The sequence below is a fragment of the Janibacter sp. CoH_79_TC_3 genome (assembly GCF_058197955.1).
Genome location: NZ_JBXWIV010000007.1, coordinates 83897 through 97376, shown reverse-complemented (window position 1 = coordinate 97376; position 13480 = coordinate 83897). Strand labels below are relative to the sequence as shown.

Annotated in this window: 11 protein-coding genes; 4 read left to right on the top strand and 7 right to left on the bottom strand. The window is 43.1% G+C overall.

What is annotated here, in order from left to right:
* Positions 1-50: 50 nt before the first annotated feature.
* The 6 genes from AC2FA3_RS08280 to AC2FA3_RS08255 all read right to left on the bottom strand — a co-directional run bounded on the left by AC2FA3_RS08280 (position 51) and on the right by AC2FA3_RS08255 (position 5160).
* Positions 51-410: an ArsR/SmtB family transcription factor gene (locus AC2FA3_RS08280; protein ID WP_102076267.1), complete on the bottom strand. Its 360-nt coding sequence runs from the start codon at positions 408-410 to the stop codon at positions 51-53.
* Between the two features lie 100 nt (positions 411-510).
* Positions 511-1572, bottom strand: coding sequence for an ArsO family NAD(P)H-dependent flavin-containing monooxygenase (locus AC2FA3_RS08275; protein ID WP_490509164.1), 1062 nt, complete (start codon positions 1570-1572; stop codon positions 511-513).
* Positions 1562-2431 (bottom strand): VOC family protein, encoded by an 870-nt coding sequence (locus AC2FA3_RS08270; RefSeq protein WP_490509163.1) that lies wholly within the window; start codon positions 2429-2431, stop codon positions 1562-1564. The genes AC2FA3_RS08275 and AC2FA3_RS08270 overlap by 11 nt, the downstream gene beginning before the upstream one ends.
* Positions 2432-2862: 431 nt before the next feature.
* Complete coding sequence (locus AC2FA3_RS08265; protein WP_490509162.1) at positions 2863-3327, bottom strand: hypothetical protein; 465 nt, start codon at positions 3325-3327, stop codon at positions 2863-2865.
* 179 nt (positions 3328-3506) lie between these two features.
* Entirely contained in the window at positions 3507-4037 is a 531-nt protein-coding gene (locus AC2FA3_RS08260) for an inorganic diphosphatase (RefSeq protein WP_025651820.1), read from the bottom strand.
* Between the two features lie 238 nt (positions 4038-4275).
* Positions 4276-5160 carry a lipoyl protein ligase domain-containing protein gene (locus AC2FA3_RS08255; protein ID WP_372829887.1) on the bottom strand — a complete coding sequence of 295 codons (885 nt, stop codon included), beginning with the start codon at positions 5158-5160 and terminating at the stop codon, positions 4276-4278.
* 386 nt (positions 5161-5546) lie between these two features.
* Here AC2FA3_RS08255 and AC2FA3_RS08250 point away from each other — a divergent pair, with 386 nt between their 5' ends.
* From AC2FA3_RS08250 to msrAB, 4 genes are all read left to right on the top strand, one after another.
* Entirely contained in the window at positions 5547-7079 is a 1533-nt protein-coding gene (locus tag AC2FA3_RS08250; protein ID WP_490509161.1) for a coniferyl aldehyde dehydrogenase, read from the top strand.
* Positions 7080-7414: 335 nt separating this feature from the next.
* Positions 7415-9358, top strand: a complete 1944-nt coding sequence (locus AC2FA3_RS08245) for a glycine betaine ABC transporter substrate-binding protein (protein ID WP_490509160.1) — start codon at positions 7415-7417, stop codon at positions 9356-9358.
* Positions 9359-9451: 93 nt separating this feature from the next.
* The gene (locus AC2FA3_RS08240) at positions 9452-10354 is read left to right on the top strand and encodes an ATP-binding cassette domain-containing protein (protein ID WP_490509159.1); all 903 of its coding nucleotides are present in this window, start codon (positions 9452-9454) and stop codon (positions 10352-10354) included.
* A gap of 586 nt (positions 10355-10940) precedes the next feature.
* Positions 10941-12800 carry a bifunctional peptide-methionine (S)-S-oxide reductase MsrA/peptide-methionine (R)-S-oxide reductase MsrB gene (gene msrAB / locus AC2FA3_RS08235; RefSeq protein WP_490509158.1) on the top strand — a complete coding sequence of 620 codons (1860 nt, stop codon included), beginning with the start codon at positions 10941-10943 and terminating at the stop codon, positions 12798-12800.
* 254 nt (positions 12801-13054) lie between these two features.
* Here the strand turns inward: msrAB and tnpA are convergent, their stop codons facing one another.
* A complete protein-coding gene (tnpA, locus tag AC2FA3_RS08230; protein ID WP_201625632.1) occupies positions 13055-13453 on the bottom strand; it encodes an IS200/IS605 family transposase in 399 nt (132 codons plus the stop codon).
* Between the last annotated feature and the right edge of the window lie 27 nt (positions 13454-13480).

Below are 13480 nucleotides of genomic sequence, written 5' to 3'. Positions count from 1 at the left end.
CGACCTTTTTATAGTGTTAGAAGGGTTTGTATTCTTAAAAGAATAGTAGCTTAGCTGTTGGGTTTGTCGGATGGGTTGATATCACAGGCACTCAAGCTGTCCAAAAGAGAGCCACATAACTCTGGGTGACCTGCACAGCAGTCTTTTAACAAGAATTGAATGACATCTTCGACATGCGTAAGAGACGCACGATAAATAATCTGGCGGCTTTGTCGTTGTGAGCTTACCCATCCTGCCCGGGCAAGCACGGCTAAATGAGCCGACATCGTATTATGTGGCACACCAAGATTGCGAGCGATTTCACCAGCAGGCAGACCATCAGGCTCATGACTAACCAAAAGTCTAAAAGCTTTTAATCGAGTTTCTTGAGAGAGCGCAGCAAAGCTGGCAGTAGCATTTATTATTTCCATAAGTCCAATAATATAGACATATAAAAATAAATCAAGATATTTTATGAGGTCTTCATAAACTGGCTTTCTCAAGCTATAACTGTCTAAATCGAGTTGAGTATTAAGAAACCCCTTGCACAAAATCAATCAAAGCGGGAGTATTTTCTCTAGCACTACGTCCAGCACCAATTAAAGTAGCTGAACCTGGACTTGCCCAATCGCCATAGCCAAATAGCCATAAACGAGGCTCTTTTATAGATTGGCCTTGTTTTACTTCTACCTTACCGTCATCCTCTAGCACACCCAAATTGGCTATATGGTCAAGCTCTGGTTTGAACCCAGTGCACCAGATCACCGCATCGATTTGTTCCTCACGTCCATCGCTCCACACGACACCTTGCTCAGTAAATCGCCTAAACATAGACACCGCTTTTAAAATACCTTTATCACGAACCGCTTTCACTGGAGGCACCATAACAATGTCACCAATTCCGCCCACAGGTGCATCTCCATTATTACCCGTAATCCGAGCCGTAGCTCTCTCAAATAATACGCGACCATCGACATCATCTGCTAAAAATAATGGTGGCTCACGCGTGACCCAGCTTACATCGGCAACCTCAGCTAGCTCAGCATAAATTTGCGCGCCAGAATTGCCACCACCGACTACTAGTATCCGCTTGCCTTTATACGCTTCAATACCAGTATAGTGTGCAGAATGGCACTGCTCACCGCGGTACATTTCTTGGCCGACCAGCGTTGGTATAACGCTATGACTCCATGTACCTGTCGTATTAACCACTGCTTTAGCCAACCAAGTAATTTTTCCATCCGTCACCCGCAAACAGTTGTGTTCACTATCGCGTTGTACATTGATCACCTGATATGGTCGATACACAGGCAGTTGGTAGTGCTGCTCATAATCAGCAAGATAACTGAGCACCTCATCTCGATGCGGGTATTCATTATCTTTGGCCTTTGGCATGAGCCTACCAGGTAATGAACTCATTATTGCCGGAGAAAATAACCGTAGTGATGGCCAAGTATGTTGCCACGCTCCACCACTTTGGCTTTGATTATCAAGGATAATAAAGTCAAGCTTAGCGCGTCTAAGATAATATCCTACCGCTAAACCTGCTTGACCGCCGCCAATCACGACCGCATCGAATATCTTAGTTGACATAATTACACTCAGTTCCTGCTACTAAAAAAGTTGGCTGCTCATTTTGGGGTTTTGTTAAAAACTCTGTCTCTGTTAAACGTGCATAGATTTCGATTAAATTACCATCAGGGTCTTTTAGCCATAACTCATGTAAAGGTGTGCCTTTCCAAGTGGTTCTCGGTGGTTTAAAAATAGTTAAGCCAGCATCTTTTGCGCTAAAAAAGGCATCAATGACTTCTTGCCTGTTATTAACATTTATACCTAAATGATAAAGAGTGTCATGATTAAGCTGCTTACCGTCAGATACCACCAACACCATATTTAACTTGAGGTCTTGGCGGATAAAGGTAGCATAACGATGTGTCCACTCTTTTGGCCAAGTGTTCAACAACCAACTATAAAACGCGGTACTCTTGGCTAAGTCATTTACCCGAATACTACCGTGGAACTCTATAGAGTCGATACCAACTGGCATTTTTATTAGCTCTGCTAATATCAATATTCGTTGTCGCAATTGATCTCGCACCATTCTAAAACGCTCAAGTGCTTCGTCTGACGAACTTGAACCAGTTGCAGGATCAATTAGCGGCCAGTGCAGCCGTTGAACATCTCTTGAAAAAATAGGACAGACCTCTTCAGCACACAGAGTTATAACAGCATCTACAAGGTCGGTGTCTAGCTCCTCAACTGCTTTGGCATGTTGTTGACTGATATCAATACCTAACTCTGCCATCACCTTAATGGCATAAGGATTAAGGTTAGATGGTATAGATCCAGCGCTCGTAACCTGGATGCTTTCTGGCAGATAATATCTTGCCAATCCTTCAGCGATTTGGCTTCGGGCCGAATTAGCGACACAAAGAAATAGGATGTTTTTCATAGTAAGTCCTGTAAATACACACGATTGAGTTGCTTGCTTTGATAAAAATGCGACATATGCTTGATAATATAAATTATCTATACCAATCAGATGGTTCATCAGGATTCTAATGCACAAATCACATAAACATTTTCATCGAACATTTTTAAAAGTATAGTATTAATTGTTTCCATATGTCCAATAATATAGACATAATAAGATAAATCAAGACTATCCTGACATTAGCTTTAAGTTGTCCGTCAATTCTAGCTCGATATATTTAGGATTTACTATGATATAGCCTGTAAGCTTTTAATTGAAATAGCTAGCTCATGTATAACTGTTTACGATGTACTTTAGGGTATACCCCAGCGGAACTAGCTATTTCACCCTTTAAACCTATTAATAGACCACTTAAAACAGACTGCCATAATGGAACCACTTATAATAGACTAGCCAAAAATTCGCCACATTATCCAAAATAACCCTGCCATCACCGCAGCAATGACCAATAGCCGCTTTGCCCAATAAGGAATAAGCGGTTTTTTATAGCCCAAGTCATTAAGCTGACTGTCAACACCGTCTTGTAGACTTTGGAAGCCTTGCTCCGTTGGCGTAGTTTTAACGCGAGTCTTCGTCAGACGCTCCGACTCTTCTTGCACTTGTTCTCTATCAAAGCTAAAGGCTTGGCTTGGGATACCTTGTTTATTGGCGATAGTATTGAGGGTTTGTTGCTGCTTGTTCTTTAACGCAAGCTCGTAAGCATCTATGCGAGATTTGGCGGCATCCATACTGATATTTTCATCAGCGGCCAAGGTTTTAATTGCCTGCACCAAATTGCCTTTTTCGACCATCATCATCACGGCTTTTGGCAGTTTTTTATTGGCGGGCGTTGAGCCTGAATCAGAGTCAAACATGACAGTCCTTATTTGGGTGTGATAATAGGTAAGTGAGGGTATTATAACCATTTTATCGGCGCAAAATTCAAGCAAAAAAATACCGCAACCATTATCATGTCTGCGGTATTTTCATGGCGCTTATCCTATTTTAATAAAAAAATGGCAATAAACGCTTCTTATAAATTATCTAGGACAATTTATAGGTCTTTCCAGCGTTGGATAGACTCTTTGATGACTTCTTTAGCTTCTGCGACGTCACCCCAAGATTCGACCACCGTTGTACCGGCTTTTTTAAGGTCTTTATAGTGGCTAAAATGGAATTGCAATTGGTTGATAAGCTGCTTTGGTAAATCTTCTAGGCTGTTATAAGCATTGCCTGTATCACGGTCGTCAGCCGGTACGACGACGATTTTGTCATCAACTTCGCCATCATCAACGAATTTCATCACGCCGATTACTTTCGCTTTTAAGAAAATACCAGTAGGCAAAGGCTGTTCTGTGATGATAAGCGCATCTAACTCGTCGCCATCTTCATCAAGGGTTTGCGGAATAAAACCATAGTTACAAGGTTTAGCAAAAATCTGTGGATCAACACGGTCAAGCTCAAAAACTGCCAATTCGCGATTCCACTCAATTTTATGGCTGCTACCAGTTGGGATTTCTACGACCACATTAATGATGCCGCCATCGACGTCGCCTGCGTCCAAAATTTTATTAAAATCTGCCATAAATTGCTCCAAGGTGCTTTTGTTATGAATACTTCAATGATAAATGGTTAAGGGTTGGCGCGCTAAGGTTATTGCTGCGCCCAATTTGTGCGCCTGCGATTATAACAAGTTTGACTCAAATTTTCTCACAATGCTTAAGTCTAAGCGTGCACGATATTATGCAAAAAAGGATTATGCAAAGAACAGTATTTAATTTAAAAAACTGTGTAAGCAAGACTGTATAAAAAAACTTGGAAAATTACTTTGGGGCGAGGGCACGTAATTGGATATGTCCAGCATGACGCTTGGCAATATTATCGATAAGTTTTTGGGTCACTTGCTCATAGCTTAAACAGTTGGTCATTGCTGTCATAGATTTTTCCGCTACCTGCGCTGCCAGTTGTTCATCCGCCGTTTGCTCATCCTGCGTTTGCTCATCCATCGCAACGAAGTCAGCCAGTCGTAACATTTGCATGCCCGCATAGCCGCACGGATTAATCGCATTAAAGGCCGATAAGTCACAATCTAAATTAATCGCAACGCCATGATAGCTAAAACCATGCTTGATTTTAAAGCCAAGTGAGGCGATTTTACCCAGCATAATGGCGTCATCGATCGGAAGCTCAGTGAGTGGTTGAGCCTTGTCATTGCTGGCAGTATTTAGATGGCTATATAAATAAACACCTGGCGCATCACGGCGGGCATGGGCGCTGATATCGGCACTGGTATTGACACTATTAGACGCGTGGCTTTTTAGGCAGTCATTGACCACATCTTCAATCGCTTGTTCGGCGTGCGATACCATATTGCGTACACTCCAGCCTAAACTTTCTAAATCAAACAACCAATAGATAACCAGCTGCCCATGCCCGTGCCATGTCACCTGACCACCGCGGTCGGTCTTGATAATCGGGGTATTGGTACGTTGCAGGATATGCTCTTCTTTACCGGCTTGTCCAAGCGTATAGACATCATTGTGATCGACAATCCATAGCTCATCAGGGGTGCGTAAACCCTGCTCTTTTTTGAGGGCGATACGCGCTAATGTACGTGATAGCATGGCATCAAGGGTGGGAACGTAGTCAGCAGCTGAGAGCGATTTGCTGACCAGCATTTCATTGAGGGGTTGCGCGGTATTTTGCATGGGAGTGACTGTCTTATGGTTTTGTTATTAAGAAACGTGCTTATTATTGATATTTAGTGTAGCAGTTTTAGCATTTGTACCCAAATCTAAATTTTAATAGTTGTGCTATGAATTAATAGACCGAGCTTTGATAAAAATACTGATAAACTCCAGCAATACAAGCCTTACCGGACACGTATTTCATACAAACCCAGTAGTCAATCAAAGGTGCTGTTCATTGATTGGACAATGCGCTACATTAAACGGCATTGAATAGAATAGTGTTTAGCAGCATTGAATGGAATCTCATCCGCTTTTTTAGCGACTGCTTATTTTAACGACCCTACATTCAGAGTCTTAAATCTATGATAGCGTACCGACTCTAACGCTTATAACAAGGAAGGTAAATGACTGATAACAATCAAACGACTGCGTTTCAAAACGAGCAGTTTTCAAATAACCAAGATGTAAGCAATCAAGATTCAAATAGCCAAACTCAAGCCTCAAATTATACCAATGATGCCAACGAATCCCTTAACATTATTAAGAGCGTCGCTGATATGCAGGCGCAATTTTCGCGCTTGCAAAAACTAAGCCGCACGCAGCCTATCAATGATTGGGCCACGCGTGAAAATCAACTCGACAATTTAGAGGTGATGCTGAGCGACAATCAAGAATTACTTGCCAAAGCGATTAGCGCTGATTTTGGTTATCGCAGTGAGTCCGAAACCCAGTTCGCTGAGCTGTTTCCAAGCTTTACTGGTATCAGTCATGCCAAAAAGAATGGTAAAAAATGGATGAAGCCGCAGCGGGTATCAATTTCAGCGCTGTACATGCCGGCTCATAATGAGATTCAACCGCAGCCGCTTGGCGTGGTCGGTATTATGGTGCCTTGGAATTACCCGCTGTTTTTGGCAGTCGGACCGATGATTGATGCGCTGGTAGCGGGCAATCGTATTATGATTAAGATGAGCGAGGCGGCACCGCAATTTGCTCAAACCTTTGCTGAGACTATTTCGCGTTATTTTTCACCGGATATGGTTTCTGTGGTCATTGGCGAAGTTGAGATTGCCGAAGCCTTTAGTAAACTACCTTTTGACCATTTATTGTATACGGGCTCGACCGCAGTCGGCAAAAAAGTTATGGCGGCGGCAGCACCGAACTTAACGCCAGTTACCCTTGAGCTAGGTGGTAAGTCGCCTGTCGTCATTTTAGAGGGTGCCAACTTAGAAAACGCTGTTAATCGCGTCATGATGGGCAAAACCCTTAACGCAGGTCAGACCTGTATTGCGCCCGATTATGTACTGCTGCAGCGCCAATATCATGCAGAATTTATTGGTCTGGCAAAAGAGTGGATGGAAAAACATTATCCCAATATTGCAGACAATCCTGATTACTCGCATATCATCAATGGCGAGCAATTTAAACGCGTCAAAGGCTATCTAGATGGCTTAGCAGGCGATGAGATCCATCCGCTGACTGATGTTGGCTCTGATATTGACAGCCGCCTGATGCCGCCAGTGATTGTCAGTGAGCCTGCGCCTGATAGTGAGGTGATGCAAAACGAGATTTTTGCGCCGATTTTACCCTTGATGCATTATGACACCCTTGATGATGCCATTAATTTTATCAATGAGCGTCCACGCCCGTTGGCACTTTATGTCTTTGGTGACAACAGTAGCGAGATAGATCAGGTGCGTAACAATACAGTATCAGGCGGTCTTTGTATCAATGAAGTCATTATGCATGTGGCGCAGCACGACTTGCCGTTTGGCGGGGTTGGTCACTCAGGTACGGGTGCTTATCACGGTAAAGCAGGCTTTGAGCGCCTCAGTCATATGAAGCCGGTGTTTGTACAGTCGAAGCTAAATGGGCTTAATATTTTACTACCGCCATACGGTGGCTTGTTTAAAAAAGCCATGGCGCTGTTTTTGAAATAGCCAATGATAAAACAGTTTTTGGTTAAATAAGCAACACGATAAAAAATAGCATCTATTCAGGTAGGTGCTATTTTTTTGCCTAAAATTTAGTCATTAATAACCAATAGTTAAAAACCAACAATTAAAATTAATGAGCATTTGTCATCCTATCTATAAATCGCTACACTTTGTAGTAAGCCTAAACGATTATAGTGTCAATTTTAGATTGACTAGCGATAGCTAATTTAGGCATTAATAAATAAGCTAGACATAGGCAATACACTTTTGGTTTAAGGTATCAGCGCTACTAACTTTAGCGTTAATACTGATAATAAAAACAATAAATAGGATATCCCATGCGCCAATGGATTGCGTTAAGTTTACTGTGTATGAGTGCCTTGTTGCTGCCGGTATCGGCGTCAGCAGCTTGTGATGCACCTATCAAATTTGGCGCACTGACATGGGAGAGCGGTCAGTTTATCTCTGGGGTGCTTAAGTACATCGCTGAAGATGGCTATGATTGTACAATTGAAGAAGTGCCGGGCGCCGGTCCTGCGCTTGAAACGGCATTATCACAAAATGACATCCAAGTGATTGGCGAGCAGTGGGTTGGGCGCTCGCCAATCATGGAGCAAGCCATCGCCCAAAATAAAGTCGCGGTCATTGGCGATACGCTGAAGGGCGGTGCTACTCAAGGTTGGTATGTACCCAAATACGTCCTAGACGAAAACCCAGGTCTACGCAGTTATCAAGATTTGCCGAAGTACGCTGAGCTGTTTAAAGACCCTGAAGACCCAAGAAAATCGCGTTTTATGAATTGTCCGTCTGGTTGGACGTGTGAGATATTTAATAGCCGTTTGCTTAAAAATACCGGTTTAGACAGTATTTTTAACAATGCCCATCCCGGAACCGGTGCTGCGCTCGATGCCGAGATTGCCTCCGCTTTTGAACAGCATAAACCGCTATTATTCTATTACTGGCAGCCTACAGGCTTGATGGCAAAGTATGACTTTGCGCCATTAGCATTTCCTGCCCATGACGACGCTTGCTGGCAAGACTTGCTACTTGCTGATGGTACAGCCAATTGTGTTTCTGGATTTCCAGTATCGCCTTTAGGGATCGCGGTATCGACACCGTTTATTGAATCTAATCCTGAGCTGGCTGCTGTCTTCGAAAAGGTTCAATTCACCTCCGATGAGCTCAACGGTGCTATCTTAGAGATGAGTGAAAGTAAACGGAGCGGCGATGAGCAAGCCTTAACGTTTTTGCGTGAGAATCCAAACGTTTGGCAACATTGGCTATCTGAGGAAGCGGCCACGAGTCTTGCTGCTAAGTTAGATATTAGCCTAACAGGCGCGGCTGTTGCGAATACTGGTGACCGTAATAATAATGCATCCAGTGCTAACAAATTTGGCCTATCATCAAGCTTTCCTTCGTGGTCACTTGAGACCCCGCTTAATAATACCTTAGCAAACGTTGTCCAAAACTACGGTGACGTCTTTCGTACTATCAGTACGGTGGCGTTAACCTATCTCTTGCTACCCATTGAGCGGCTATTAACGGTTATTCCGCCTTGGCTAATTATCGCACTTGTGACGGTATTGGCGTGGTTTGGCGTGCGTAAAATTTGGTTTGCGCTGGCGTGCGGGGCAGGATTGTTTCTTATCGGCGCCTTTGGACTATGGGGCGCCTTGATTGATACCTTTGCGCTGCTTATCGTATCGGTGTTGGTCACGGTGGTGATTGGTATTCCTATTGGCATTGCCATGTCAGGCAGTAAAATCCTGCGTAAGATTGTGACCCCGACACTAGATGTCATGCAGACCATGCCAAGCTTTGTTTATCTTATTCCAGTGCTCATGCTGTTTGGTATTGGTAAAGTACCAGCGCTATTTGCCACCATTATTTATGCCTTGCCGCCACTGATTCGTTTGACGACTTTGGGTATTACCCAAGTCAATCATGAGATGGTCGAAGCAGGGCGCTCGTTCGGTAGTACGCATCTGCAGCTACTTATTTGGATTAAATTACCCCAAGCGCTCCCCAGTATCATGGCGGGTATTAATCAGGCGGTAATGATGTCACTTTCTATGGTGGTATTGGCTTCTATGATTGGTGCCCCCGGTCTTGGCGAAGATGTCTTGCAATCTATCCAAACGCTCAATATCGGTCAGGGCTTGCAAGCTGGTACAGCGATTGTCATCGTTGCGATTATCATTGACCGTATTACGCAAGCATTCGGTCAAGGTAAGCGCGCACGGCAAAAAACCATCGACGCTGGCAGACGTCCGATTGGTTAGCACTGTGCTCCATATTAGAAGTGAATATCACAAGCAGTAAAAGTGACCATCACGAAACAATGCAAATAAAAAATACAAATAGTGAGAGCAACGATGAACCATATCCAGCTAGAGAACATCAGTAAGATTTATAATGCCAATAGCTCGCAAGCACAGTCTGCATTGGCATTATTGGCTGAAGGTATGGATAGCATTGCGGTCAAGGAGCAAACGGGCTACTCGGTCGGGCTATATGATATCAATTTGAACATTAAGGCGGGCGAGCTGCATTGTATTATGGGGCTATCAGGTTCAGGAAAATCAACACTGATACGCCATATCAATCGCTTGATTGACCCAACCAATGGCAAAATTTGGGTTGATACCAGCATTAATGCAAAAAATAAGGGCAACGCGCAAAGCCCGATAGCAGAGGAAGGTTCGTCCCAAACCGCTGCCAATACCAACTCGGCTATTAATATTTTAGAGCTTAATGATAAGGAGCTACAACATTATCGGCAGCAAACGGTCAGCATGGTATTTCAGCACTTTGGCTTAGTGCCACATATGACGGTGATGCAAAACGTCGCTTACGGTCTGCGTGTACGTAAAATGAGTGTAAGCGAGCGTCATGAAGTTGCTCGGCATTGGCTTAATGAAGTCGGGCTGCCAAACTTGGAGCACAGCTATCCTGATGAGCTTTCGGGTGGTATGCAGCAGCGTGTCGGGCTGGCTCGCGCTTTGGCGACGGATAATCCAATTTTGCTGATGGACGAAGCATTTTCGGCGCTTGACCCACTCATTCGTGCGCAATTGCAAGACCAATTACTTGAGCTACAAGCACGGCTCAATAAGACCATTGTCTTCATCACCCATGATATCGATGAAGCTGTCAAAGTCGGTCAGCGTATTAGTATTTTAAATGGTGGGCGCTTAGTGCAAACCGGTACGCCAAATGAATTACGCCAGAATCCAGCCGATGATTATATTGCACAGTTTATGAGGGCTAAAAATTAATTCAGTCAAGCGCTATATTTGTTTAATAATTAATTTTTTAAATTAACTGCTGCAAAAAGATGACTTTAATAGCAGGTTTTTAAGTGTTGAATAATCAGATAAGAGATTGATTTATTTGTAGATATTGATTTTCCTCTCATTTAGCCTCATATAAAAGTCACTAAGCAAAAAGTCACTAAACAAAAAGTCACTAAGCAAAAAGTGACTAGGCATCATTATTGCTGCCACTACTCCCATATCTCTAATTTCTATATCAACAACCTTACTGCGTTGTTAAAAAAGTGTAGTGAGCTGTCATTAACTCTTAAATTAAACTCTATTGTGGGGTTATACTATTAAGATAATCTAATGTAGATAAGTGTCTTATTATTATCTTAAATTCTAGCTATCTTTAATTAACCTAACCGCTTTTATCTCATTACCTTTATATTTATTCTGTCTTGCTTTTATAACGCTATTAACGCATTTAGTCTAAGCATAATTACCCTAATAAACAGCATAACAAGCCTATAAAAAACCATAAAAGACCATAAAAGACCATTCAATCTAAGTATTTGCTCGCAAGACTTTGTAAAAAGGATCCATCATGCTACCTGATAAACAAGATAATAAGTCGCAGAAAAAAATCCGTTATCATGAGCGCACTAACGCTAGTGATTTAGCGATCTCTTCACCGCGTGCAGCAGCGCGTTGGCTAAAAAATGTCAGCGCTTTTGGGGTGACGACCGTATTAAGTGCAGGGATATTGGTTGCTTGTGGGCAAATGAGTAGCGCAGAAAACAATGCTAAGAGCAATGCCAGTAGTAGCGCCAATACAGGTAGCCAAAACAGTGGCGTGAAAAGCTCACGTAATATGTTACCGTCTGACATGCTTGGGCAAATGCAGGCGTTGCCGCAATTGACAAAGGGTTTGGGCAAAACAGGCGCAGCCGTTATTGATCCTAATAAACCTACCTTGATTAAATTTTGGGCAAGTTGGTGCCCGTTATGTTTAGGGACGCTTGCAGAAACCGAGGAATGGCGTACCGATCCTAAATTTGCTGATTTAAATGTCGTCACTGTGGCCAGCCCCGGTCATCTCAATGAAAAAGCTGATGGTGAGTTCAGTACTTGGTATGGGGGCGTGCAAGCTGATTATCCGAAGCTGCCAGTATTGTCTGACGCTTCAGGCGAGCTGATTAATAGGCTTGGCGTACAAGTGTATCCTAGCTGGGCGATACTCGGTAAAAATGGCAATTTAGTGCATTTAGTTAAAGGAAATATATCAGCAGAGCAAGCCTATGCCCTCGCTGAAAACGCTGATAATGACTTTGCCGAGCTAAAAGCAGGCAATGCCAAACCGGCAAACGCCCAAGCATTAGATAACAATAGTAAGATTGAAACCATTAAGCAAAAAGATGGCGTTTATTATAACGATAAAGGTAAGGCGATTAATACGCGCTCAATCTATCTGGCAGGTGGCTGTTTCTGGGGCGTCGAGGCTTATATGGAGCGCGTCGAAGGTGTCGTTGATGCGGTATCAGGCTATGCCAATGGCGAGACGGCTAATCCAAGCTATGAGCAAGTCATTCGTGGCTCAGGTCATGCCGAAGCTGTAAAAGTAACCTATGATGCGGATAAAACCGATCTTGATACTATCTTAAAATACTACTTACGCGTGATAGATCCAACCAGTCTTAATAAGCAAGGTAATGATCGCGGCGTTCAGTACCGTACTGGCGTTTATTACACCGATAAAGCAGATAAAGCAGATAAAGCGGTGATTGATGCTGCTCTCAAACGTGTGCAAAGCCAGTATAAACAAAAAGTTGTGGTAGAAAACGCACCGCTGGATAATTTTTACTTGGCTGAGATGTATCATCAAGATTATTTGGCAAAAAATCCAAATGGCTACTGTCATGTCGATTTAAGTTTGGCTGATGATAAGCCGGAAGGAACTGCGCGTACCAAGCTTGCGCCTGTAAGCACGGTTGCTGAAACCTTAGACCCTAAACGCTATGCGGGCTTTGATAAAGGCGCGCTGAAGAATACTTTGACCAAAGCACAATACAATATCACGCAAGATGCGGGTACTGAGCGCGCCTTTAGTCATGAATACGATAATTTATTTGCGCCGGGTATTTATGTCGATGTGGTAAGCGGTGAGCCATTATTTTTATCAACCGACAAATATCAATCTGGCTGCGGTTGGCCAAGCTTCACCAAACCAATTGATAAGCAAGTCATTACCCAACACGACGATACCGCCTTTAACATGGTGCGTACCGAGATTCGCTCACGGGTAGCAGACTCGCATTTGGGTCATGTATTCCTTGATGGACCAAAAGACCGTGGCGGGCTGCGTTACTGTATCAACGGCGGGGCGCTACAGTTTATCCCAGTCGATGTGATGCCGCAGTCAGGCTATGCGCCCTTGGTTAAATTGGTAAAGCCTGCAAAACCTTAATGATTAACCTTGATAATTAAACTCATGAAGAGACGTTAAGTATAGGCTTAACGTCTTTTTTATGGCTGATGTTTCAAATTTATAGGCTATAGCCACATGATGAATACGTTTATTATCGTTGTATTTTTGCTGTTATAACCGTTGAATTATGAAAAATGAGGCAAACTTCGTTATACTCAAAATCTTAACGTTTTCTATCACCCCACGAAAGAGGACTCCACCCGACGCTAGGGTGGAGGTGAATTTCGTATAGCCTAGCTCTGCTGATTTTGAATGTATTGTTTGATAATCTCCAACGGTGCGCCGCTACAAGAGCCTGCAAAGTAAGAACGCGACCACAACACAGGCTTATTATAAGCCGCCCTTAAGTCAATGAAGTTGGCTCTCATTCGCCGGCTTGTGACCGACTTTAGATTATTAACCATCTTACTTAGTTGTACCGTTGGTGGGTATTGAATTAGCATGTGAACATGATCGCCTTCACCGTTACATTCCTTGAGTTCCGCACCAAAATCCTTGCATATCTCAGCAACAACTTCTTTAAAGTATTGACGATGATTATCAGCTAAAACCTTTTTGCGATACTTAGTGATGAATACTAAATGCACATGCAGATTATAAGCAGAATGACGGTTTTTATATATCTCACTCATTATAATAAATATCCTTTAATGTTGTTG

Excerpts from the sequence above, each read along its gene's own strand:
- AC2FA3_RS08255 (WP_372829887.1), bottom strand. The coding sequence starts at position 5,160 with ATGCAAAATACCGCGCAACCCCTCAATGAAATGCTGGTCAGCAAATCG.
- tnpA (WP_201625632.1), bottom strand. The coding sequence starts at position 13,453 with ATGAGTGAGATATATAAAAACCGTCATTCTGCTTATAATCTGCATGTG.
- AC2FA3_RS08245 (WP_490509160.1), top strand. The coding sequence starts at position 7,415 with ATGCGCCAATGGATTGCGTTAAGTTTACTGTGTATGAGTGCCTTGTTG.
- AC2FA3_RS08240 (WP_490509159.1), top strand. The coding sequence starts at position 9,452 with ATGAACCATATCCAGCTAGAGAACATCAGTAAGATTTATAATGCCAAT.
- AC2FA3_RS08250 (WP_490509161.1), top strand. The coding sequence starts at position 5,547 with ATGACTGATAACAATCAAACGACTGCGTTTCAAAACGAGCAGTTTTCA.
- AC2FA3_RS08275 (WP_490509164.1), bottom strand. The coding sequence starts at position 1,572 with ATGTCAACTAAGATATTCGATGCGGTCGTGATTGGCGGCGGTCAAGCA.
- AC2FA3_RS08265 (WP_490509162.1), bottom strand. The coding sequence starts at position 3,327 with ATGTTTGACTCTGATTCAGGCTCAACGCCCGCCAATAAAAAACTGCCA.
- msrAB (WP_490509158.1), top strand. The coding sequence starts at position 10,941 with ATGCTACCTGATAAACAAGATAATAAGTCGCAGAAAAAAATCCGTTAT.
- AC2FA3_RS08280 (WP_102076267.1), bottom strand. The coding sequence starts at position 410 with ATGGAAATAATAAATGCTACTGCCAGCTTTGCTGCGCTCTCTCAAGAA.
- AC2FA3_RS08260 (WP_025651820.1), bottom strand. The coding sequence starts at position 4,037 with ATGGCAGATTTTAATAAAATTTTGGACGCAGGCGACGTCGATGGCGGC.
- AC2FA3_RS08270 (WP_490509163.1), bottom strand. The coding sequence starts at position 2,431 with ATGAAAAACATCCTATTTCTTTGTGTCGCTAATTCGGCCCGAAGCCAA.